This is a genomic window from Pseudomonas sp. 10B238, from assembly GCF_000970615.1.
Taxonomy (GTDB): Bacteria; Pseudomonadota; Gammaproteobacteria; order Pseudomonadales; family Pseudomonadaceae; genus Stutzerimonas.
In genome coordinates this window covers 205,431-229,115 of the sequence record NZ_KQ033931.1, presented here as the reverse complement: position 1 = coordinate 229,115, position 23,685 = coordinate 205,431, and the positions used below count along the sequence as shown (strand labels likewise).

Annotated in this window: 18 protein-coding genes and 1 pseudogene; 4 read left to right on the top strand and 15 right to left on the bottom strand. The window is 60.7% G+C overall.

Annotated elements, in window-relative coordinates; all coding sequences use genetic code 11:
• Positions 1-99 precede the first annotated feature (99 nt).
• Positions 100-837, top strand: coding sequence for a methyl-accepting chemotaxis protein (locus RT21_RS24420; protein ID WP_371263607.1), 738 nt, complete (start codon positions 100-102; stop codon positions 835-837).
• Between the two features lie 99 nt (positions 838-936).
• Here the strand turns inward: RT21_RS24420 and RT21_RS09565 are convergent, their stop codons facing one another.
• From RT21_RS09565 to puuE, 9 genes are all read right to left on the bottom strand, one after another.
• Entirely contained in the window at positions 937-1,758 is an 822-nt protein-coding gene (locus RT21_RS09565; protein ID WP_046162563.1) for an outer membrane protein OmpK, read from the bottom strand.
• A 75-nt stretch (positions 1,759-1,833) separates the two neighbouring features.
• Positions 1,834-3,333 carry a nucleobase:cation symporter-2 family protein gene (locus RT21_RS09560; RefSeq protein WP_045425030.1) on the bottom strand — a complete coding sequence of 500 codons (1,500 nt, stop codon included), beginning with the start codon at positions 3,331-3,333 and terminating at the stop codon, positions 1,834-1,836.
• Positions 3,334-3,547: 214 nt separating this feature from the next.
• Positions 3,548-5,098, bottom strand: coding sequence for a cation:proton antiporter family protein (locus RT21_RS09555; protein ID WP_046162562.1), 1,551 nt, complete (start codon positions 5,096-5,098; stop codon positions 3,548-3,550).
• Positions 5,099-5,256: 158 nt separating this feature from the next.
• On the bottom strand, positions 5,257-6,603 hold the full coding sequence (locus tag RT21_RS09550; protein ID WP_046162561.1) for a nucleobase:cation symporter-2 family protein: 1,347 nt from the start codon (positions 6,601-6,603) through the stop codon (positions 5,257-5,259).
• Between the two features lie 205 nt (positions 6,604-6,808).
• On the bottom strand, positions 6,809-8,062 hold the full coding sequence (locus tag RT21_RS09545; RefSeq protein ID WP_046162560.1) for a urate hydroxylase PuuD: 1,254 nt from the start codon (positions 8,060-8,062) through the stop codon (positions 6,809-6,811).
• 140 nt (positions 8,063-8,202) lie between these two features.
• Positions 8,203-8,727 (bottom strand): ureidoglycolate lyase, encoded by a 525-nt coding sequence (locus RT21_RS09540; RefSeq protein ID WP_046162559.1) that lies wholly within the window; start codon positions 8,725-8,727, stop codon positions 8,203-8,205.
• Positions 8,728-8,937: 210 nt separating this feature from the next.
• Positions 8,938-9,933 carry an allantoicase gene (alc, locus tag RT21_RS09535; protein ID WP_046162558.1) on the bottom strand — a complete coding sequence of 332 codons (996 nt, stop codon included), beginning with the start codon at positions 9,931-9,933 and terminating at the stop codon, positions 8,938-8,940.
• A gap of 38 nt (positions 9,934-9,971) precedes the next feature.
• The gene (gene uraD / locus RT21_RS09530) at positions 9,972-10,487 is read right to left on the bottom strand and encodes a 2-oxo-4-hydroxy-4-carboxy-5-ureidoimidazoline decarboxylase (RefSeq protein WP_046162557.1); all 516 of its coding nucleotides are present in this window, start codon (positions 10,485-10,487) and stop codon (positions 9,972-9,974) included.
• Positions 10,487-11,416, bottom strand: coding sequence for an allantoinase PuuE (gene puuE / locus RT21_RS09525; protein ID WP_046162556.1), 930 nt, complete (start codon positions 11,414-11,416; stop codon positions 10,487-10,489). The genes uraD and puuE overlap by 1 nt, the downstream gene beginning before the upstream one ends.
• Before the next feature lie 357 nt (positions 11,417-11,773).
• Between puuE and uraH the strand changes: the two genes are divergently transcribed.
• Positions 11,774-12,127 carry a hydroxyisourate hydrolase gene (uraH, locus tag RT21_RS09520; protein WP_046162555.1) on the top strand — a complete coding sequence of 118 codons (354 nt, stop codon included), beginning with the start codon at positions 11,774-11,776 and terminating at the stop codon, positions 12,125-12,127.
• 326 nt (positions 12,128-12,453) lie between these two features.
• Here the strand turns inward: uraH and RT21_RS09515 are convergent, their stop codons facing one another.
• Together RT21_RS09515 and RT21_RS09510 are read right to left on the bottom strand one after the other, a co-directional pair.
• On the bottom strand, positions 12,454-13,080 hold the full coding sequence (locus tag RT21_RS09515) for a LysE family translocator (protein ID WP_046162554.1): 627 nt from the start codon (positions 13,078-13,080) through the stop codon (positions 12,454-12,456).
• 161 nt (positions 13,081-13,241) lie between these two features.
• Positions 13,242-14,588 carry an NCS2 family permease gene (locus tag RT21_RS09510; RefSeq protein ID WP_046162553.1) on the bottom strand — a complete coding sequence of 449 codons (1,347 nt, stop codon included), beginning with the start codon at positions 14,586-14,588 and terminating at the stop codon, positions 13,242-13,244.
• A gap of 368 nt (positions 14,589-14,956) precedes the next feature.
• On the opposite strand from RT21_RS09510, the gene RT21_RS09505 reads away from it, so the two are divergent.
• Positions 14,957-15,712: a GntR family transcriptional regulator gene (locus tag RT21_RS09505; RefSeq protein ID WP_046162552.1), complete on the top strand. Its 756-nt coding sequence runs from the start codon at positions 14,957-14,959 to the stop codon at positions 15,710-15,712.
• A gap of 55 nt (positions 15,713-15,767) precedes the next feature.
• Positions 15,768-16,096 (top strand): annotated as a pseudogene (locus RT21_RS23230) (metal ABC transporter solute-binding protein, Zn/Mn family); the annotation flags it as partial.
• 453 nt (positions 16,097-16,549) lie between these two features.
• On the opposite strand, the gene guaD reads toward RT21_RS23230, so the two are convergent.
• The 4 genes from guaD to xdhA form a co-directional block, all read right to left on the bottom strand.
• Positions 16,550-17,854, bottom strand: a complete 1,305-nt coding sequence (gene guaD / locus RT21_RS09495; RefSeq protein ID WP_046162550.1) for a guanine deaminase — start codon at positions 17,852-17,854, stop codon at positions 16,550-16,552.
• A gap of 165 nt (positions 17,855-18,019) precedes the next feature.
• Positions 18,020-18,868, bottom strand: coding sequence for a xanthine dehydrogenase accessory protein XdhC (xdhC, locus tag RT21_RS09490; RefSeq protein WP_046162549.1), 849 nt, complete (start codon positions 18,866-18,868; stop codon positions 18,020-18,022).
• 145 nt (positions 18,869-19,013) lie between these two features.
• Complete coding sequence (xdhB, locus tag RT21_RS09485) at positions 19,014-21,404, bottom strand: xanthine dehydrogenase molybdopterin binding subunit (RefSeq protein ID WP_046162548.1); 2,391 nt, start codon at positions 21,402-21,404, stop codon at positions 19,014-19,016.
• Positions 21,397-22,836 carry a xanthine dehydrogenase small subunit gene (gene xdhA / locus RT21_RS09480; protein WP_046162547.1) on the bottom strand — a complete coding sequence of 480 codons (1,440 nt, stop codon included), beginning with the start codon at positions 22,834-22,836 and terminating at the stop codon, positions 21,397-21,399. The genes xdhB and xdhA overlap by 8 nt, the downstream gene beginning before the upstream one ends.
• Positions 22,837-23,685: the final 849 nt, after the last annotated feature.

The following is a 23,685-nucleotide window of genomic DNA, read 5'->3' as shown; positions in this document are numbered from 1 at the left end:
GGCGATGTGCTGAACACCAGCCAGCAACTGCGCACCGCTGTCGGACAGGTGACTCAGGTGGTCGACAACACCGCGACACGCGCCGGTCGTCAGCATGAAATGACCGATATGGTTGCCACTGCGGTGCATGAGATGGGCCTGACCGTGCAGGAGATCGCGCGCAACGCCAGCAATGCCGCACAGGCCTCACAAGGTGCACGGAGCGAGGCGATGGACGCGCGTAAAGTCGTCAGCGACTCGATCGCCCATGTCGAGAAGATGTCAGGCGAGATCGGCCGTGCGGCTGAGTCGGTTACTGACCTGGCGCAGCAGGTCGCGTCCATCGACAAGGTACTGGCTGTGATCCGGAGCATCTCCGAGCAGACCAACCTGCTGGCCCTCAACGCGGCCATCGAGGCTGCGCGTGCCGGCGAGATGGGGCGTGGTTTCGCAGTGGTTGCCGATGAGGTACGAACGCTTGCCAGCCGGACCCAGACGTCGACGGATGAAATTCAGCAGATGATCCAGGGGCTCAAGAGTGGTGCCGAGAATGCAGTCAACTCGATGCATGCGGGGCAGGCTGCGACCGGTGCTGGGGTGCAGGCCAGCCAGCGCACGGGGCTTTCCCTCGGTGCCATCACCGAACAGGTCGAGGCGATCAGTGACATGAACACCCAAGTGGCGGCAGCGACCGAAGAGCAGAGCAGCGTTACTGAAGAGATCACCCATAACGTGCAAGGCATCGCCGATCTGGCACAGGCGACTGCCAGCGATGTGCAGGGCTGTCGTGAAGATTGTCAGCAGTTGAGTCGTCTGGCGGATGATCTCAGTCGGCAGATGGGTAGCTTCAAACTTTGATGCCGTGCGCGTCCCACTTGATGAGTGGTCGCTATCACCGGTAACCATGTAGCAATAAAAAAGCAGCCATCTGGCTGCTTTTTTTGTAGCTGGCTGCGGTTAAAAGTGCGCTTTGACCAGCAAGCTGGCGGTGTTCTGGTTGGTGCCCCCGACCAGATCGCTCACAAACCCACCGTCTTCTATGCCGTACTTGTCAGACCAGTAGTCGTATTCAATACCGACGTAGAGTTTGCCCGGCTCGCCGTCCAGCGCCTTGCCCAGGTCGTACTTGATCTGAGGGTTGATATGCAGGTTTTTCGACATGAAGTCTCCGCTGCGCTCCGAGCCGGCATCGTTGACTACCCAGTCGATGAAACCATCGAACAGAATGTCCGATTTGCCGACCGGGAAAGTCATGGCCCAGGTTGGCGTGACCTGCCACTGGCCCGAGGCGCGACGGGTAGTGCCGTCGGGTTTGCGGTAGTAGACGTTGATGGCGAGCCGATCGAAGCCGGGCACATCGAGATCGACAGCTGGGCCGAGCAGGTAGGTCTGGTTGGGTCGGCCGGCGCTGCTTTCGCCGCGCTCGTAGGTGGCTGCCAGTAGCACGTCCTTGACTGGGCCGAAGCTCATGTCCTGACCGCTCAGTTTGCCGAACGACAGGCGCGGGCTGAATTCCCCGTAGTAGGTGTGGCCTTCTTCGCCGGATAGGCCGTTGTACCACTTGTTATCGACAAACAGGAACATGTCGCCCCAGCTCCAGCCGCTGGCGTGTTCGAAGGTCACGGTCTGCTGGATCTCGCCAGCGTCGACTTTGAAATCCTTGCCGTAGAGATAGCTGAGGCTGTTGTTCTGCCACTGCAGCATGCCATCGGCGAAGGCCGGAGCGGACAGCAGGCAGCCGGCCAGCGCCAGCGACAGGGGAGTGCGCTTGAAAGTCATGGAGATACCCTTTGGTTTTGTTGTTGTGATGCATGCGGGAGCAGCGCCCGGCTCGTCTGGCCGGGCGCGGGTCGATCAGCCGGTAGGTGTCAGCTGAGCCGAAGGGTCCGAGGTGGTGGCTTTCGGATGGACCTTGGAGTAATCGGGGATATTCACGGCCAAGGTGTTTGTTCCGACCGAGTCCTCGATCAGATTGTCCGGATCGTAATCATCCATTTCTTCCGGCTCGCGCGGGAGGAAGAAGTTGAGCAGGATGGCGCTGAAGGCGCCGATGGTGATCGGTGAACCGAAGATATTCTTCAGGACATCGGGCAGGTTGGTCAGCACTTCCGGAACGGCGGCGACGCCCAGCCCCAGGCCCAGCGAGATCGCCACGATAAGCATGTTGCGACGGTTGAGGCCCGCTTCGGCGAGGATCTTGATCCCGGCGATGGCCACGGTGCCGAACATGATCAGCGTGGCGCCGCCGAGCACCGGCTTGGGCATCAGTTGCAACACGCCACCGACTACCGGGAACAGCGCCAGCAGGATCAGGATGCCAGCGATGTAGAGCCCGACGTGGCGACTGGCGACGCCGGTCAGCTGGATCACGCCATTGTTCTGGCTGAAGGTGGTCATGGGCAGGCTGTTGAAGGTGGCCGCCAGCAGTGAGCTGCAGCCATCGCCAAGAATGCCGCCCTTGATCCGCTTCATGTACAGCGGGCCCTTGACCGGCTGGCGCGAGATCATCGAATTGGCAGTCAGGTCGCCAGCGGTTTCCAGCGGTGTGATCAGAAAGATCACTGCGATGGGGATGAAGGCCATCCAGTCGAAGGCGAAGCCGAACTTGAATGGCTGCGGCACGCTGACGGCCGGCAAGGCGGCGAGGCTGGAAAAATCCACCATGCCCATCATCCAAGCGGCCACGTAGCCGACCACCAGCGCGACGATCACGGCTGACAAGCGCAGCAGTGGAATACCGAAGCGGTTGAGCACGATGATGGTACCCAGCACCAGTCCGGCCAATGCCAGATTCTGCAGGGCGCCCGGGTTTTCAGCGCCGTAGCCGCCAGCGATGTCGGTCATCGAGACCTTGATCAGCGACAGCCCCATCAGACTGATGATGGTGCCGGTGACCACGGGCGTGATGATTCGGCGCAGCTTGTCGATATAGCGGCTGACCGCGATTTCTACGAAGGCCGCGCAGAAGCTCACGCCAAACAGCGTGGCCAGGATGTCTTCCGGCGTTCCGCCGCGGTTCTTGACGATAAAGCCCGCCGCAAGAATCACGCTGAGAAAGCCGAAGCTGGTGCCCTGAAGGCAGAGCATGCCGGCGCCTATCGGGCCAATGCGCTTGGCCTGAATGAAGGTGCCGATGCCGGAGACGAACAGCGCCATGCTGACGAGGTAGGGCACATAATCGCCCAGGCCCAGCACGCTGCCGATGATCAGAGTGGGGGTAATGACCCCGACGAAGCTGGCGAGTACGTGCTGTATCGCCGCGAATGTAGCGGGGATCGGACCCGGGCGATCTTCGAGTTGATAGATCAGGTCCTGGTTGGGAGCGTCACCGCTCCTGGATTCGGTTGCGGTCATGAGTCAAGCCTGCCATTCGTTATTGTTCGGTCATGGGCTTTCGAGGCTGCACGGACCTCGCTACCTGATCGTCGAAAAGCTGTTCGATCGGTCAGGTTGGACTTGACTATAACAACCTGTGAACAGCTGTTGAAACAAGAAATTTAAAAATTGTGCACAATTATGACTGGAGAGCCTCGGAGCCCGCCAGGCATGGCGCTGCGGTGGGTACCGGTCAGCGGTTGGCTTGCAATTCGCGGGAGACGTTCTCGGCCAGGCCGGCGCCGGCTTCGCTCATGGTTAGGTAGGTGCGATCCGCGCCGGCCTCCTCAATCTGCTGGGCAATGTCTTCGTACATCGCGTGGGAGACGATTAGCCCTTCGAACCCTTTGCCGCGCAGTTTGCGCGTGGAGATGATCTTGGCTTCGGCATCGTTCATCGCCAGGATCACCGCCTCAACCTTGTTCATCTCCAGGCTCTCCCAGAACATCTGGTCTTCGGCGTCAGCGAACAGTACATGGCGGCCTTTCTCGCTGCTCTTTTCTACGGTTACCGGGTCCGAATCGAGGCTGATCAATCGCCAGCCCTGATTCTGTAGGTGATCGTAGGCGGCACGTCCGGTGCGGCCCATACCCATGATCAGGATCTGCGCGTCGCCCAGCGACACCGGCTGCTCATCGGGATGGCGTGTGTTGCGCTCCAAGGGGATCAGGCGTCTGGCAAAGCGGTCGTAGAGCGGGTGGGAGATACGGTTGAGCTGAGCGGAAATGACGAACGACAGGGCTACGGTGATGGCCAGCGGGGTGAGCCATTGCGGGAGTACCACACTGGCAACGATCAAACCGAATTCGCTGTAGTTGGTCAGGCTCGAGGCGCTGAGAAAGGCACTGCGCGCGCGCAGGCGGAACAGCAGGAACAGGAAGAAGAACAGTGCGCCTTTCAACGGCAGTAGCAACGCCGCCGCGCCGGCAAAGAGCATGGCCTCCATGCCCGGCAATCCACCAATGCCAATCTGCAGGAAAAAGCCGACTAGAAAGACTTCCTTGATCGCCCACAGTGAATTGGAAAGCTCGGTGGCGCGCTTGTGCTTGGCCAGCATGGCGCCAAAGGCCAGTGCGCCCAATTCCGAACTGAGGCCCACATATTCGAAACCGAGACCGCCCGCCACCAGCGCCAGCATCAGTCCCAGCAGCACCATCAGCTCCTCGTGGCCACTGTGATCGAGCAGGCGGAATAGCAACGGGCGCAGTAGCGGAAGGCCGAACACCAGCAGCGCCCAAGCCGAAGGAACCTTGCCGCTGGCGATGCTCATCACCACCAGGGCGATCAGGTCCTGAATGATCAGTACGCCAATGGCGACTCGGCCGTGAAAGGCGCGCAGCTCGCGTTTGCCTTCCAGTACCTTGGCTGCCAGCACGGTACTGGAAAACGACAATGCGACCGCCAGCAGCACACTCTCGCGCCAGCTGGTATCGAGAAACACCAGGATCGCTGGTAACACCACCAGGCTGGAAATGCCGAAATGCAGCAAGCTGCCGCCGATCACCTCGCGCCGTACCAGATTGCTCAGTTTGAGCTTGAGCCCGACGGTGAACAGCAGCAGCAACACACCCAGGTGCGCCAGGTGTTCGAGAATCACGCTGTCGGTCGGGCCGACGCCGAAATGCCCGCCGAACGCGGCCAGGGCAAAGCCCGCGCCCAGGTAGCCGATCAATGGGGGTAACCCGACCGAACGTGCCGCTAGGCCCAGGATGAACGCGAAGGCGATCCAGGTTGCTTCGATCATCGATCAGTCCTTCTCGGTTGGCGCGGGCGGGGTGACGGCGGGGCATTTTAACGGGGGTATAACGCTTGTCGAGTCTCGGGTGTTGAGTGAGAAAAACAAGGCAGAAAAAAACAAAGCCCGCACATGGCGGGCTCTGTTTCTTTCTTGGCGCGCTGCCGTCAGTGGTGAGCGGCGCCGGTCAGTGCCTGGCGCTCGGCTCCCCCCAGCACATTGAACAGCAGGTTGAGCGTTACCGCGCTTATGGTGGCTACGGCGATGCCGCTATGGGTAATCGGCTCCATCCAGTGCGGCAGGTGCGCGAAGAACTCCGGACGCACCACCGGGACCATGCCCAGGCCAATGCTCACCGCGACCAGTAGTTGGTTGCGACGGTCACCGATGTCGGCTTCCTGCAAGATCTTGATGCCGGTGGCCGCGACCATGCCAAACATGGCGATCCCTGCACCGCCGAGCACGGCGGCGGGAATCGAGGCGACCATGAATGCAGCTTTGGGCAGCAAACTCAGGCTGAGCAGAAACAGGCCGGCAACGGCAGTGACGTAGCGGCTGCGCACGCCGGTCATCTGAACCAGGCCGATGTTTTGAGCGAACGAAGAGTGGGTGAAGGTGTTCATGAAGCCGGCCAGAAAGGTCGCGCCGGCGTCACACAGCAGGCCGCGGCGCAGTTGCTTCGGGTCGACCTCCTGCCCGGTGATCTTGCCCAACGCGAGAAACATGCCGGCTGATTCGACAAAGATGATCACCACCACGAGGCACATCGACAGGATCGGTGCGAGCAGGAACTGCGGCGCCCCGAAGTGGTTTGGCGTGACGATCTGGAAGACCGGCGCAGCACTGATACCGGACAAGTCCACCATGCCCAGGCTGCCAGCCAGCACATAGCCCAGCGCCATGCCAACCAACACCGACACGTTGACCCAAAAGCCACGCATGAACTGGTTGATCAGCAGGATCACGGCCAGTACCGCTGCGGCCACGCCAAGGTAGGGCAGAGCGCCGAACTGGCCGGTACCGCTGCCGCCGCCCGCCCAGTTCACCGCGACTGGAAACAGCGAAAGCCCGATCGCAGTGATCACGGTGCCGGTCACCAGCGGTGGAAACAGCCGCACAATCTTGCACACGAAAGGCGCAATCAACAGGCCGAAGAAACCGGCAGCGATGGTCGCGCCGAAAATCCCGGTCATGCCCACGCCGGGCATGCCTGCCATCACCACCATGCTGCTGACCGCGGCGAAGCTGGCGCCCATCATCACCGGCATGCGGATGCCCACCGGCCCGATGCCCATCGACTGTACGAGCGTGGCGATACCCGCCACCAGCAAGTCGGCGTTAATCAGGAAGGCGATCTCCTCACGAGACAGTCCGGCGGCCTGACCCACGATCAGCGGGACGGCCACCGCTCCGCCGTACATCAGCAGCACGTGCTGAAAGCTCACCAGCAGCATCTGCAGCAAGGGCAGTCGCTTCTCCGCTGGGGCGGTTTCCCGCTCGGTCACATCGTTCATGCAATACACCTCGGACGCTTTTGTTATTGGATGGTCGCGGTGACCCCGCTGAACGTGCGGGGCCGGGTATAGGGTGCTCAGGGTTCGGCTGTCGCCGTCCGCTGGGTATGATCTCGGGTTGAGCTGACGCCTCGCCTGGTGTTGCGTGGCTTGAGCGTACAGGTGAAAAAAAGCCGCGCCCGGGAGCGCGGCTGGTGGGCGCTGATCAGTCGATCGGTGCGCCCTTGTCGATCCAGGCGCCGAGCAGGTCGCGCTCCTCCTGGGTCATGTTGGTCATGTTGCCCAGCGGCATGATCTGGCTCGCGACGGCCTGGGCGTGGATCTTCGCGGCCTGCTGGCGGATCTGCTCAGGTGTATCGAACATCACGCCTGCAGGCGCTGCGCTGAACAGCGGGCTGCTCGGCTGAGCGGCGTGGCAAACCGTGCAGCGCTCGTTGATGATGCGATGGACTTCGGCGAACTCGCTGTTGCCGGCTTGCTCGGCCGGCGCTGCTGCAGCGGCCTGTTGCGCCTCAATGCTCTGCTCGCGCGGGCTGGTCGGCACGGCGTTGGGAACACCACCCTGACGGTTGGGCGCGGTGACGAACGCCAGGCAGATCATGCCGACTGCCGCAGCCGGCAGCGTCCAGGCGAAGCGGTTGCTGTCATGACGGGTGTTGAAGTAGTGGCGCACCAGTACCGCGAGTACCGAAATCCCGGCGAGGATCAGCCAGTTGTACTGGCTGCCATAGGTGCTCGGGAAGTGGTTGCTGATCATGATGAACAGCACAGGCAGGGTGAAATAGTTGTTGTGGCGCGAACGCAGCAGGCCCTTGGCTGGCAGCAACGGATCCGGCGTGCGGTTCTGTTCGATGGCCGCAACCAGCGCACGTTGTGCCGGCATGATGATGCGGAACACGTTGCCTACCATGATGGTGCCGATCAGCGCGCCGGTGTGGATGTAGGCCGCGCGACCGCTGAATACTTGCGAATAAGCCCAGGCGGCGAAGATCACCAGGACGAACAGGATCAGGCCGAGCAGTGCGGGCTTCTTGCCTAGCGGCGAGTCGCAGAGCAGGTCATAGACAAACCAGCCGACGATCAACGAACCGAAGCCGATGGCAATGGCCATCGCTGGCGCCAGATCACTGCCAGGTGCGATCAGGTAGAGCGAAGGGTTGAGGTAGTAGACCACCATCAGCAGGGTCACGCCCGACAGCCAGGTGGTGTAGGCCTCCCACTTGAACCAGTGCAGGTTCTCCGGCATTTGTGGCGGAGCCAGCTTGTATTTTTCCAGGTGGTAGATACCGCCGCCGTGAATCGCCCAGAGATCGCCGGACAGGCCATCGCGGGGGTTGGCGCGGTTAAGGTTGTTTTCCAACCAGACGAAGTAGAACGATGCACCGATCCAGGCGATGCCGACGATCATGTGAATCCAGCGAACAGTAAGGTTCAGCCATTCGGTCAGATGTGCTTCCACGATAATTACCTCTTGCACGGCTGGCACGCCAACCGATGTTTCTTCTTATTCGACTCGTCGCAAGTGTCCCGCTTGTTCCGAAGCACGCATGCCGGTATCGGTTGTGTTTGCCAGCCGTTCCGGTAATGGCCCTTCGGTAATCAATCGATCGCTTGCTCGGAGTCCCGGTGGGGGTCGAGGAGAAGCTGCTCTTCCTCGGTGAAAAAATGCTCGTCGCAGTTGTTGCCAGAACCGCTGCGATCGACCACCAGGAATTCATCCCGCTTTTCGATCGTCAGCACCGGGTGGTGCCAGACGCCGCGGTGGTAATTGACGCCCTGCCTGCCGTTGCTGCGGAAGGCGCGGACGTTACCCGGTACAGGTGCATCGCCAAGTGGCGCGACCACGACCAGAAAGGGATTGCCGAGCAGCGGAATGAAAGCCTGGCTGCCCTGCGGATGTCGTTCGAGCATGCGAATGATCAGCGGCATGTCCAGCGCGTCGGCGGCGAAGATGCTGATGATGGCCTGATCGTCCGGCTGCGCGGTCTCGACCGTCGCCAGCTTGTGATAGCGGCGAGTGGAACCGTTGTTGATCATGAAATAGTCGCTGCCTTCGGTTTCGATCACATCACCGAACGGGGCGAAGGCTTCCTTGGTCAACGGTTCGATCTTGAGTGTGCGCATGCTGTGCCCGTATATGTTTGCTGATTTGTAAGCCACCGTCTTGGGGGCAGGTTTCGGTGGGCTGAAGCCCACCCTACAGAACCTACGAATCCAGCCGTAGGGTGGGCTTCAGCCCACCGCTGTAGCGGCCGGTCTTCGTCCCAGACGGGCTGGAGCGAAACGCCGTCCAGCCCGCCAATGGCCGATTGCTACGCCATTGGCGTTGTCGGCTTACTTCACCGCCTTGCCAAATAACCGCAGACGACTCACGCCACCGTCCGGGAAGATGCTCAGGCGCACGTGGGTGATCGGGCCAAGCTTGGCGATCTGTTCGCTGAACTCGTGTTCGGCGTGCATTTCCAGCTTTTGGCTCGGCAGCAGTTCACGCCAGAACAGGCTCTGGGTTTCGATCTGGCTGTCGGTACCGCCTTTAACGTAGGCCGCCTGAATGCTGCAGCTGTCCGGGTAGTTACCCTTGAAGTGCAGGGTGTCGACGACGATGCGCTCGATTTCGCCGGGAGCGCCCAGCGCGACGATGACCCAGTCGTTGCCCGGCGTGCGGCGACGTGCGGTTTCCCAGCCGTCACCCATGTTGATGCCACGACCCGGGTTGAGGATGTTGCTCATGCGACCGAAATGCTCGTCGGAGCAGGCCAGCGCGCGACCGCCGTTGAGCGCCGAGGCCAGGTCGAGCTGCTCGTTGTCGCCAACGCTGCTCCAGTCGCGGTACGGAATGCCGTGCACACGCAGACGGGCGACGCCGCCGTCCGGGTAGATGTTGAAGCGCAGGTGGCTGACCGGCTTGTCGAACCCGATCTCGTGGTAGTGATGGCTGTTGCCCTGCAGCTCTACCGCGGGAAGGATTTCAGTCCATACCGTGTTGTCGTCCGGATCGCCTTCGGCGAGGAAGCAGGCTTCCAGCGAAGCGGAGGGCGGGAAGTTGCCAGTGAAGAAGCTGGTGTCGATGTCGACGCCCTTGATCGAGCCGGGCACGCCGAGGCGAATGACCGCTTGGTCGTAGCCTTCGAAGCGCTTGCGGCGCGACTCCCAGCCGTCCATCCACTTGCCGTTGTCATCGAAAACGCCCTCCTTCCATACGGCCGGCGTCGGCTGGAACAGCCGATTGACGTCGGCAAACCAGTCGTCTGTGACGGAGATAGCCTTGGTGCCCAGGCGGGCGTCGGCCAGGTTGACGTATTTTTCGAAAGGTACGGCGTAGCTCTTCATACGTTGTTCTTCTCTTCGTGTCGTCTGATGGTGCTTGCTTACATCGCCTGCAGACGGAACAGGGCGATTTTGTTGATCTCAGCCAGGGCGCGGGCAAATTCCTGATCCTGCGAGTTGTGCATGCGCTCTTCGAACGCGGCCAGGATCTGGTGCCGGTTACTGCCTTTGACGGCCATGATGAAGATGAAGCCGAACTTGGCTTTATAGGCATCGTTCAGTTCGGTAAAGCGGGTGAACTCTTCCGGGGTGCATTCATGAATGCCGGCGCCGGCCTGTTCTGCGGTGCTTGAGGCGGTCAGCTCGCCACGAACGGCAGCCTTGCCGGCAAGGTCCGGGTGAGCGTTGATCAGCGCCAATTGGGTGTCGGGATGGGCCGACAACATGGCCTGGGACATCCGCTCGTGCATCACTTCGATGTTGTCCAGCGTCTCGTCCACGCCTGCCTGATAAACAGTGTCGGCTACCCACGGCGAATGCTCGTAGACATCAGCGAAAGTTGAGATAAAGGTGTCGCGGTCGAGTGTGGACGGCTTGATGGTCTTGAACGGGGTCATTAGCTGCGTTCCTGAGTAAGCGGATGAGTCGAGTGCCAGTGGCGGGCGATGTCGACACGGCGGGCAAACCACACCTGCTCGTGACCCTTGGCGTACTCGATGAAGCGCTGCAGCGCGGCCATGCGGGCAGGCCGGCCCAGCAGGCGGCAATGCATCCCAATGGACAGCATCTTCGGCGCGCCCTCACATCCTTCGGCGTAGAGCACGTCGAAGGCGTCCTTCAGGTATTCGAAGAAGTCATCACCCTTGTTGAAACCCTGCGCCTGGGTGAAGCGCATGTCGTTGGTGTCCAACGTGTAGGGGATCACCAGATGCGGTTTGTCTGGCGTCGATTCAGGGTCCCAGTAGGGCAGGTCGTCGTCGTAGGTGTCGGAGTCATAAAGGAAGCCGCCTTCCTCGCGTACCAGACGGCGGGTGTTCGGCCCGGTGCGGCCGGTGTACCAACCCAGCGGACGCTCACCGGTGATGTCGGTGAGGATGCGGATGGCCTCGAGCATGTGCTCGCGCTCTTGCGCCTCGTCCATGTACTGATAGTCGATCCAGCGATAGCCATGGCTGCAGATCTCGTGGCCGTCGGCAACCATGGCTTTGATCACGTCGGGGTGACGCTGCGCAGCCATCGCCACCGCGAAGATCGTCAACGGAATATCGAATTTGCGGAACAGCTTCAGCAGCCGCCACACGCCGGCACGGCTACCGTATTCGTAGAGGGATTCCATGCTCATGTTGCGCGCGCCCTGCAATGGCTGGGCTGACACCATTTCGGACAGGAAGGCTTCGGATTCGGTGTCGCCATGCAGTACGCAACGCTCTCCGCCTTCCTCGTAGTTGAGTACGAAGGACAGGGCGATACGGGCCTTGCCTGGCCATTGCGGATGGGGTGGGTTCTCGGCATAGCCGATGAGATCGCGAGGGTAGTCTGCGCTCACTGTTGTTATTCCTTGTCTGATCCGCGGGTCGCCGCTGTGAAGTACCGACGACCATCATGGCTCAATTGTATACAAAACGTTTTGCGGTTTGTAAATCAAAAAACCTGAAAATCTATTCGTCATGATCTGCGAGCGGCGCCTCTTCTCTTATGGTTTGTCTCGCCGGCCTGCGAGCCAGCCGCTTCCAGCCAATACTAACCAGCAGGAAGCGGGCCAAACTGGTGATTTATAAACTGTGTACAATTTTCTTTAAAACTGTCTTTGTTTTTTTCGGCGGGATGCTATGCTCGATCCATCTCCACCAATCACCACTAAGAGGAGGCGGGCATTGGCGATTGATCGCTGGTGCTGGAATCTATGGGACGTTTGACTACTCATGTACTGGATGCAGCCCACGGTTGCCCAGGCAGCGACATCCGCATCGAACTCTATCGTGTCGAAGGCGAACGCCTCGAGCTGGTTACGACGAGTCAGACCAATAGCGATGGCCGTTGCGACTCGCCTCTGCTGGAAGGTGACGACTATCGTTCTGGCGTGTACCAATTGCAGTTCGCAGCCGGCGACTACTACCGCGGGCGCGGCGTTGCGCTTCCCGAACCGGCCTTTCTGGATGTAGTGGTGCTGCGCTTCGGCATCAGCGCCGAGCAGGATCACTACCACGTGCCGCTGCTGATTTCGCCGTATAGCTACTCGACCTATCGAGGTAGCTAATGGCACATGCCGCGTTTGCAGCGACGCGGCGGTACTTCTCCCATGCGTGAAACCTTGACTCCCCTGAGTCCCCGACCCGCCAGCGATGGCGGGTTTTTTTTGAAATGGGCGTTCGGTGGTGTCTGGTCGCTGTCGATCAGACAGGTAGGGTGGGCTTCAGCCCACCGAATCCGGTGCGTCAACGCCGGTGGGCTGAAGCCCACCCTACTGTTTTCTCGTAGGGCGCCTGGCCGCGGTGTGGGCGGCGCTGAACTTCAGCCAGCGCGACAGTGCTTGTCGGCACCGATTCATGGCGCAGGTGCTCGCGTGTAATGGACTCAGCGTCCTCACCGACTCACCAACGAAGCCGCCCCCGCGCCCCCAAACAGCGCAGCGCTGGTTCTGTTGAACCAAACTTGCCCCTTGCCCGTGCGCAGGTAACGCGCCGCCCCATGCGCGCCCAACCCGTAGGCCAGCTTGCAACAGAGATCCAGAACCGCCCAGGTCAGGATCATCACCAGCAACTGCGGCATGAAGGGCCGATCTGCACTGAGAAACTGCGGCAGGAAGGCGGCGAAGAAGAGGATGTCCTTGGGGTTGCTGGCGCCTAGCCCGAAGGCGCGCCAGAACAACTGGCGAAAGCGCGGGCTCACTTCGCTGGTTGTCATGCTGGGCCCGCTGGCGGGGCGGCGTGATTCCTGCCAGCTCTGCCACGCCAGATAGAAGAGATAAAATGCGCCGATGATTTTCAGAGCGCTGAACACTTGTTCCGATGCCAGCAGCAGTGCGCCTAGCCCCAGGGCCGAAGCGCTGAGCAGGCAGATCGATGCACTGACCCCGCCGACAAACGCCGGCCAGGAACGTCGCAGTCCGTAGTTGAGGCTGTTGCTGATCATCAGCAGCGATAACGGGCCAGGGATCAGGATGACCACCAACGCCGCACTCGCAAACAACAACCAGGTTTCCAGACTCATCTCTGTGCTCCTCTATAGCGCATGGCAGATCTTGCGTGCCGGCAGACGGCCGCGGCGCGCTGGTCATGGGGCTGGCGACAACGTCGCTCAGCAGGTTTGTCTCAGGACAGAACGTGCAAAAGCCCCACCGCCGAAGCGATGGGGCTCTGAGCTCGCCTGACTTACAGGAAGGCGAACTTGGCGACGAAGATTACACACAACACATACAGGCTGATTGAGACCTTGTCGCGCTGGCCGGTCAGCAGCTTGAGCGTCGCATAGGTCAGAAAGCCCAGCGCGATGCCGTTGGCGATGGAGAAGGTCAGCGGCATCATCACCACGGTGACGATGGCCGGGATGGTATCGGTATGGTCCTTCCAGTCGATGTGCGCCATGCCGCTCATCATCAGCATCGCCACATAGATCAGCGCGCCAGCCGTTGCGTACGCAGGGATCATGCCGGCCAGCGGTGCGAAGAACATCGCAATCAGAAACAGCGCGCCGACGGTGACAGCCGTAAGGCCAGTGCGTCCACCCGCGGCAACGCCCGAAGCGCTTTCCACGTAGCTGGTCACTGGTGGACAACCAACGAAGGCGCCCACGACGCTGGAGGTGCTGTCGGCTTTCAGTGCGCGCGAGAGGTTCTGGATCTTGCCATCCTCGTCCACCAGATGCGCACGGTGCGCAACGCCCATCAGGGTGCCGGCAGTATCGAACATGTTCACGAAGAGGAACGCCAGGATCACGCTGACCATGGTCACGTTCAGCGCACCGGCGATATCCATCGCCAGCCAGGTCGGCGCCAGGCTGGGTGGCATCGAGACCAGCCCGTTGTACTCGACCAGCCCCATCGCCCAGCCGATACCGGTGACCGCCAGCATGCTCAGCAGGATCGCGCCGAACACGTTGCGATGACTGAGCACAGCGATCATCAGGAAGCACACCGCGGCGAGCAGGGCGGTGGGCTCGCCGAACGAACCCATGGTCAGCAGGGTAGCGGGGCTGTCGACAACGATGCCGGCGGTCTTGAGGCCGATCAGCCCGAGAAACAACCCGACCCCGGCACCCATGGCGAAGCGCAGGCTCATCGGAATGCTGTTGAGCAACCACTCGCGCAGACGGGACAGGCTCATGATCATGAACAGGATGCCGGAAAGGAATACCGCCCCGAGGGCGATCTCCCAGCTGTAGCCCATCTCGCCCACCACGGTATAAGTGAAAAACGCGTTGAGGCCCATGCCGGGCGCCAGGCCCACCGGCCAGTTGGCATACAGTCCCATTAACAGGCAGCCGAGCGCTGCACCGATACAGGTCGCGACAAAGGCTGCACCGTGGTCGATACCTGCGTCGGCCATGATGTTGGGATTGACGAAGATGATGTAGGCCATGGTGACGAAGGTCGTCAGGCCGGCGAGCATCTCTGTCTTGATAGTGGTTCGGTGAGCGCTGAGTTTGAAAAATCGGTCGAGCAAGCCGGGGTTTTCTGGCTGCAGGCCGAGGGCCGGCTGTTCCTGCTTGGTGGTTTCCACAAGGTGTTCCTCATCGTTCTTGTTGTCTATCACCCAGAGCAGCGCTCTCGAGGGCAGGTGATGGTGGGGCGCTTTCATTCGGTTTTGTTGACCGAAAGGTCAGAAAGGCTTGGCGCGATTATGCTTTTGTATACAAGAAATGCAACAGGCAATTCCCTAGCTGCCGCGTATTCCCTGATTCAGCTTGCGATGTGGCAGGCGAAAGCGTGCGTATTAGCGCGGCTGATTGAGTTATAGAAATATTCTTGGTGCGCTGATTGTGCACAATAAAATGCGCTTTATTTGCTTGTTTTCGTATTGGCGTCTCCCAGCTGCGTTACGAAAGGCAGTAAAGTTCGAACCTGCCGACCCCTCCGACGCGAGTCACCATGAACGAACAGTTGCAGCCTTTGAAAAAGCCGACACGAAGCGGCAAGGCCCGTACCGGGACCCAGGACGACATCGTTTACGCTCATATCTTTGATGCAATCCTTGAACAGCGACTGGCGCCGGGCACCAAGCTCAGCGAAGAGGCGTTGGGCGAGATCTTCGGTGTAAGCCGCACCATCATTCGCCGTGCCCTGTCACGGCTCGCCCATGAAGGTGTAGTGCTGCTGCGGCCGAATCGCGGCGCGGTAGTGGCCAGCCCGAGTGTTGAGGAAGCGCGGCAGATCTTCTTTGCCCGGCGCATGGTCGAGCGCGCCATTACCGAACTGGCTGTGCAGCACGCCAGCGCCGACCAGCTGAGCGAACTGCGGCAGATGGTGACCGATGAGCAGGATTGCTTTGCACGCGGTGATCGCGGCGCGGGGATTCGTCTGTCCGGCGAGTTTCACCTGAAGCTGGCCGAGGCCGCCAAGAACGCGCCGCTGGTGAGCTTCCAGCGCAGCTTGGTATCGCAAACCTCGCTGATCATCGCGCAGTACGAAAGCGGCAATCGCTCGCATTGCTCGTTTGACGAGCACAATGAATTGATCGACGCCATCGCCGCGCGCGACAGCGAAAAGGCGGTGCGCCTGATGATGCATCACATGGATCATATCGACAGCAAACTCAACCTCGATGAAGACAGCGCGTCGGATGATCTCCATGCGGTGTTTTCGCACCTGGCTTTGGCGAAAAAGAAGCCACGTACCGCTCGCTAATTTTCCGTCCAGCTTCAAGCGGTGCTGCTCGGTGCGTCTCTGACGCCGCAGCGGCAAAGTGCTCACCAGTCATGATGCTTTCGGCTATCTGGGGCAGGCATCGCAGCTGGAATTCATCGCACCGCAGGGGGTTGTCTACCATGACGAGCCTTCTGCAGCTGAAGTGGCGGCCTTGATTCGGCAGATTCGCAGCGAAGGCGTGCGGGCCGTGTTTGTCGAGAACATCCGGGACCCGCGACTGATCCGCAGATAGCCATGAGGCCGACGCCACGGTCGGCGGCACGCTGTATTCGGATGCACTGGCCAGTGAGGGGCCGGCTAGTACCTATCTGGGGATGTTCGAGCACAACCTAGAAAATACTGACAGGGGCGCTAAAGCCGTAGGGCGGGCTGTGAAACATTGCTCCATGCGCTCATGGAGTATCGAGCGATCATTTGGTGGATCTAAAAAACGACATCCCCTACGAACGGCGGCTGTGGCTCCGAGCCGTAGGGTGGATCGCGCTTCACCGATCCATGCGTTCATTAACTTGGTGCAATCTGGCGGTGGATGTAAAAGGCGACATCCACCCTACGAGCTGCGTGCCAGTACAGGCATAGGGTGGACCGGCGGCGCTCGTTGCCATGAAGTAGGGTGGGCTTTAGCCCACCAATCGTTTGCGGCCCCGTCGCGGTGGGCTGAAGCCCACCCTACAGTGGACGAAGCCCGCGGTGCGGTACGCGGTCTCACTTGTGGGGCTGCGTAAGGTGGGCCGGGCGGCGCTCCGCTTTAGCCAACCTGTTTCGCGTGTCTCAATACTTGCGGCATCGAAACCCATTTGCACAGCGGTATTCGGCTTACGCTTTCCGGTGCACCGAAACCCCTGCCGCATAGGTTTCCTTCACGGCGCGGTCGTCGCCCAGAATCATCAGCGCAAAGAGCTTTTCCTGCAGCGTCGTGGCCTGGCTCAGGCGGTAGCTGATCAACGGCGTCGCCTTGTAATCGAGCACGACGAAGTCGGCATCCTTGCCCGGTTGCAGGTTGCCGATCTTGTCGTCCAGATAAAGCGCCCGCGCGCCGCCGAGGGTCGCGAGGTACAGCGCCTTGAATGCATCCAGCTTCTGACCCTGCAGCTGCAGCACCTTGTAGGCCTCATTGAGGCTTTGCAGCTGCGAGAAGCTAGTGCCGCCGCCGACATCCGTACCCAGGCCCACCCGCACGCCGTAGCCTTCGACCTTTGCCAGATCGAACAAACCGCTGCCGAGGAAAAGGTTGGAGGTGGGACAAAAGGCGACTGCCGAACCGGTCTCGCCGAGGCGCTTGCATTCGTCATCGCACAGGTGGATGCCGTGGGCGAATACTGAGCGCGCGCCGATCAGGCCGTGGTGGTCGTAGACGTCCAGATAACCCTTGCGCTCGGGGAACAGCTCCTTGACCCATTCGACCTCCTGCTTGTTCTCGGAGATATGAGTGTGCATGTAGAGGTCGGGGAATTCGGCGAACAGCTTGCCGGCCAGGGTCAGTTGCTCGGGTGTGCTGGTCGGTGCGAAGCGCGGGGTGACGGCGTAGTGCAAACGGCCTTTGCCGTGCCAGCGCTCAATCAGTGCCTTGCTGTCGGCGTAGCCGGACTCGGCCGTGTCGGTGAGGAAGTCCGGCGCGTTGCGGTCCATCAGCACCTTGCCGGCGATCATCCGCAGGTTGAGCTTTTCCGCCGCTTCGAAGAAGGCATCCACCGATTGCTTATGCGCCGTGCCGAACACCAGCGCCGTGGTGGTGCCGTTGCGCAGCAGCTCGCCGAGGAACAGATCGGCTTGCTCGCGTGCGTGGGCCATGTCGCTGAAGCGCCCTTCGTTCGGAAAGGTATAAGTTTCCAGCCAATCCAGCAGTTGTGCGCCATAAGAGCCGATGACGCCGACTTGTGGGTAGTGAATATGGGTATCGATGAAGCCTGGAGTGATCAGCGCGTCGAGGTACTCGACGACCTCAGTGCCGGCGGACAGAGTCGGCAGCAATTCGGCCGCATCACCCATTTTGACGATCTTACCGTCCTCGACGACCAGCAAGCCGTCTTCAAAATACTCATGGGACTGCTCGATGCCCACCTCGCGCGGATCGGCGAGACAGTGGAGCAGGGCGGCACGGTAGGCTTTGGCTTGGGACATGGTGGTTCTCAAAAATCGTGGTGTATGTGTTCCGGCCCGGAATCAACGGGTAATTCCAGAGGCTTGGGTTCTAATCGTAGGAGCCAGCTTGCTGGCGATCCTGTCGCGTTGAGTTCATTCGTGAGCAATTGCGCTCTTACGCTACGAGCTGTGATGCCTTGGGCATCAACCCACTTGCGAACGCCGCGAGGCCGGAACCAGCATGGGCACCGGTTTTTCGCCATCCGCGGTTTTTTCACCGAAGTTGGCGTTGTAGATGGCGATCACCTCACCAGCAATGGACACGGCGATCTCCACCGGCAGCTTGCCCTTCACTTCGGCAATACCCATCGGGCAGCGCATGCGCTGCACCCTTTCCGGCTGAAAGCCGCGGTCGCGCAGGCGGTGCTCGAACTTGGCGCGCTTGCTCTTCGAGCCAATCAGCCCGTAGTAGGTGAAATCGTTGCGTTCGAGGATGGCCGCGGTCAATTCCAGGTCTAGCTGATGGTTGTGGGTCATGACAATGAAGTAACTGCCGGCGGGCATGCTTTCCACCTCGTCGACCACGTCGTCATTGACGACCTTTTCCACCCCAGCAGGAATCTGGGCCGGAAATTCGCTCTCACGCGAATCGATCCAACGCACCTTGCACGGCAGGCTGGCGAGCAATGGCACAAGGGCACGACCGACATGGCCGGCACCAAAGACAGCGATATGCGCCTGCGGCTGACCCATGGGCTCGAACAGCAGTACCGTGGCGCCGCCGCAGCATTGGCCCAGGCTAGCACCGAGGGAGAAGCGTTCGAGACGGGTGTTGCGGCTGCGGTTCTCCAGCATCTCACGGGCAATCTGCTGCGCCTTGTATTCCAGATGGCCGCCGCCGATGGTGTCGTACAGCCGCTCGCGGCTGACGACCATCTTCGAGCCGGCATTGCGCGGCGTCGAGCCGCGCTCTTCGATGATGGTCACCAGCACGCAGGGTTCGCCTTGGTGTTGCAGGTCGGCGAGCGCGTCGATCCAGGCCGTGTTGCTCATGTTTATGTCCCTCGTAGGGCGGAAGACCGCGAAATGTCTTCCACCAAAACGATCAAGTTGTGTCGATGGTGGACAAGCAAAGCGTTGTCCACCCTACGTCAGGCCGGTGTAGCTCGTAGGGTGGGCTTCAGCCCACCATTGAGTTTCAGGCTGGCGTGGTTTCGGTTGCCGGAATGGCCGCAGCGGTCCGCTTCAACGTGCGCATCTGCTCCACGCCCCAGAGCACCCGCTCGGGCGTCGCTGGTGCGTCGATCTTCGGTTGGGCCTTGTAGTCGGCCAGGCTGGCGACGGCATCCTTGATCGCACACCAGACCGAAATGCCGAGCATGAACGGCGGCTCGCCGACTGCCTTGGAGTGGAACACCGTGTCCTCGGGGTTCTTGCGGTTTTCCACCAGTTTGACGCGCAGATCCAGCGGCATGTCGGCGACGGCCGGCACCTTGTAGCTGGCCGGGCCGCTGGTCATCAGCTTGCCTTTGTCGTTCCAGACCAATTCTTCCATGGTCAGCCAGCCCATGCCCTGGACGAAGCCGCCTTCCACCTGGCCGATGTCGATGGCCGGGTTCAGCGAGGCGCCAACGTCATGCAGGATGTCGCTGCGAAGCATCTTGTATTCGCCGGTCAGGGTGTCGACGATCACCTCGGAGCACGCCGCGCCGTAGGCGAAGTAGTAGAACGGCCGGCCGCGTGCCTGGCTACGGTCGTAGTAGATCTTCGGTGTGCGGTAGAAACCGGTGGACGACAGCGAGACTTGGCCGAAATAGGCCTGCTGGATCAGCTCGTCGAAGGAGACGTACTGGTCACGGATGCGCACCTGACCGTTCTTGAACTCCACATCTTCTTCAGTGACCTTGAAGTGCCGTGCGGCAAACTCGATCAGGCGCTGCTTGATGGTCTGCGCCGCGTTCTGTGCCGCCTTGCCGTTAAGGTCGGTGCCACTGGAAGCGGCGGTCGGTGACGTGTTCGGAACCTTGTCGGTATTGGTGGCGGTGATCTGGATGCGGTCGATGTCGACCTGGAACACCTCAGCCACCACCTGGGCCACCTTGGTGTTCAGGCCCTGGCCCATCTCGGTGCCGCCGTGGTTCAGATGGATGCTGCCATCGGTGTAGACGTGGACCAGCGCGCCACCCTGGTTGAGGAAGCTGGCAGTGAAGCTGATGCCGAATTTCACCGGGGTCAGAGCCAGACCTTTCTTCAGGATCGGGCTCTTGGCGTTGAACGCGCGGATTTCCTCGCGGCGGCGTGCATATTCACTGCTGGCTTCGAGTTCGGCGGTCATCTCTTCGAGCATGTTGTGCTCGACGGTCTGGTAGTAGGGCGTGACGTTGCGCTCGGTCTTGCCGTAGTAGTTGCGCTTGCGCACGTCGAGCGGGTCCTTGCCGAGCACGCGGGCCACCGCGTCCATGATCTCCTCGATGGCGACCATGCCTTGCGGGCCGCCGAAGCCGCGGTAGGCGGTGTTCGACGCCAGGTTGGTCTTGCAGCGATGGCCATTGATGGTGGCATCGCCCAGGTAGTAGGCGTTGTCGGAGTGGAACATGGCGCGGTCGACGATGGAGCCAGAGAGATCCGGCGAATAGCCACAGTTGCCAGCCAGGTCGATCTCAATGCCGTGCAGCAGGCCATCGTCATCGAAGCCGACGTCGTACTCGACGTAAAAGGGGTGGCGCTTGCCGGTCATGGTCATGTCTTCCATGCGCGGCAGACGCATCTTGGTCGGGCGGCCGGTGAGGTGCGCGATTACCGCACACATGCATGCCGGTCCTGCAGCCTGGGTTTCCTTGCCGCCGAAACCGCCGCCCATGCGACGCATGTCGATGACGATCTTGTTCATCGAGACGCCGAGCACTTCAGCGACGAGCTTCTGCACCTCGGTGGGGTTCTGTGTGGAGGTGTAGACGATCATGCCGCCGTCTTCGGTGGGCATCACCGAGGACACCTGGGTTTCCAGATAGAAATGTTCCTGGCCGCCGATATGCAAGCTGCCCTGCATGCGACGCGGCGCGGTGGCCAGCGCGCCAGCCGAATCGCCACGCTTGTGGGTGTGGCTGTCGAGCACGAAGTGCTTCTTGCGCAGCGCATCGATCACATCGATCACCGGCTCCAGGTCTTGGTATTCGATGATCGCAGCCATGGCGGCCTTGCGTGCGGTTTCCAGGCTGTCAGCGGCAACGGCGATGACCGGCTGGCCAACGTATTCGACCTTGTCGTCAGCGAGTAGCGGATCACCGGGCAGGACGGCGCCGATGTCCAGTTGGCCAGGCACATCCTTGGCGGTGATCGCGATTGCGACGCCCGGCACGCTATAGCAAGGGCTGGTATCGATGCTGATGATACGGGCATGGGCACGGTCACTCATGCGGGCGTACACATGCAGTTGGTTGGGAAACTCCAGCCGGTCGTCGACGTAGACGGCTTCGCCGGTGACGTGCTTGGGCGCGCTGTCATGCTTGACGCTGCGGCCAACGCCGGTGACCAGGTCCTGTGTGAACAGGGCTGCGATTTCTTCCTGAGTTTTGGTTGGCTTATGCATAGGAAGTGACCCTCGTCTCGTACGCCGGCGCTTGTTGTTCGTGGAAGCATTTGCGCAGCAGGTTCTGCGCGACCAGCAGGCGGTACTCACGGCTGGCGCGGAAATCGGTCAGCGGTGTGAAATCCTGGCTCAAGGCTTCGCAGGCCCGTTCGATGGTGTCTGCATTGAACGGCGCGCCAATCAGGGCGCGTTCACAAGCAACGGCGCGCTTGGGGATGGCGGCCATGCCGCCGAACGCAATGCGGGCGTCATCGATTAGGCCGCCTTCGAGTTTCAGATCAAAAGCTGCGCAGACGGCGGAGATATCGTCGTCCAGGCGCTTGGAGACCTTATAGGCACGGAACACCCGGTTTGGCTGGGCGCGCGGCACGATGATCTTCTCGATGAATTCGCCCTGCTCGCGGGCGGTGACCTTGTAGTCGATGAAGTAGTCCTGCAGCAGCAGAGTGCGGCTGTTGCCACCCTTGCGCAGCACGACCTGCGCACCCAGCGCGATCAGTAGCGGTGGCGAGTCGCCGATGGGTGAGGCGTTGCCGATGTTGCCGCCCAGGGTGCCCTGGTTGCGGATCTGTAGAGAGGCGAAGCGGTGCAGCAGTTCGCCGAAGTCTGCGTACTCATTCGCCAGCGCTTCGTAGCAATCGGTCAACGGAGTGGCCGCGCCGATTTCGATGCTGGTATCGGTGATCTCCACCTTTTTCATCTCGGCGATATGCCCGACGTAGATCATCGCCGGCAGTTCGCGGTGAAACTGGGTGACTTCCAGCGCTAGATCGGTACCGCCGGCCAGTAGGCGCGCGTGGGGGTTGGCGCCATAGATATCAGCCAGATCAGCCACAGTCAGTGGCGACAGGCAGCGCTTGTCGCCGCTGTTAAGCTCGGCGGTTTCACGCGGCTCGATGGTTTTCAGCTGAGCGATTGTCTCGGCTTCGCGCGCATCGAACTGGTCCGGCTGCTTGCTGCAGCACGCCTGCTCGGCAGCTTCGAGAATCGGACGGTAGCCGGTGCAACGGCAGAGGTTGCCGGCTAACGCTTCATGGGTGTCCGCCTTGTCGTAACCGTCCGCCGACTTCTGCAGGGCGAACAGGCTCATGACAAATCCGGGCGTGCAGAAACCGCACTGCGAGCCGTGGCAATCGACCATCGCCTGCTGAACGCTGTGTAGTTGGCCTTGATGCTTGAGGTCTTCCACGGTGATGAGTTGCTTGCCGTGCAGCGCGGAGACGAAGGTCAGGCAGGAATTGAGCGTGCGGTAGCGCAGCTTTTCTCCGTCCAGCTCTCCGACTACGACGGTACAGGCACCGCAATCGCCGGATGCGCAACCTTCTTTGGTGCCGGGCTTGCCGCGGTGTTCACGCAGGTATTCCAGCACGGTGGTATTCGGATCGAGTGTCTGCTCACGGCGCAGTTCTCGATTGAGAAGAAACTGGATCAAGGCGGGCCTCCGGGGCGTTTTTGTTCTGGGCTCTGGCGGTGGAAATTATCGTTATCTGACTTTTCGGTCGAGAAAATACTGACTCAAAAGTCAATGTGTCCGATGGGCAGACCTTGGATGACCACATTCACGCCAAATGGCGGGTTTGAATATGCCTTGAGTGTGGCTCGGGCAGACAGTTCTTGCTGCCTGGGGCGACAGGCGTGGATTCGGCGAAGCGAGAAATGGCTTTGTTGGGGGCGGGTTGGATGAGTCCGCCCCTACGCTTATGCCGCTTAGTCTGTCGGTCTCAAGGATTACCGCATCAGATGCAAAAAGCTGACCAGCTGGACAGTTACGGAGGCGGTTCAGCGGCCTGGCCACGTTCTAACGCTGCGCTTGGCTCCGCCGATCCGGAACGGTGCATGCGAAGCGGCGTTTGCTACGGCTAAGTGCGTCGGACCATCAAGCGTCTAGGAAACTACGGTGAGCCCGGCCAAACCCTGAGCAGCGTCCATTTTGCCGTCTTGTCGTAGGCGCATTGCGGCTGCACAGGAAGTTCTGACCACCTTGCGCGACGCCTGGCCAGCCGCAAGCAGTAAACGGTTAACATTGCGCTTGGTGCCTCGCTGTCTACGGCGATTCGGGCAGCCGATCATCGAAGCGTTGGCGCTGTTATAGTAGCCAGCCGTTTTCAAATGATGACGCCGGCGCAGCTAACCGTCGTTCTGATCACCATCACTGTTGCCGTTATCAATTTAAACGAAGGTGAAACTTACGCGATCGAGGGACGACCCTCTTCGTGCTGTTCGCCTCCTTCATTGTGCTTGCGCTGATCGGGCTATGACCTGCTCAGTCGGACGGAACCTC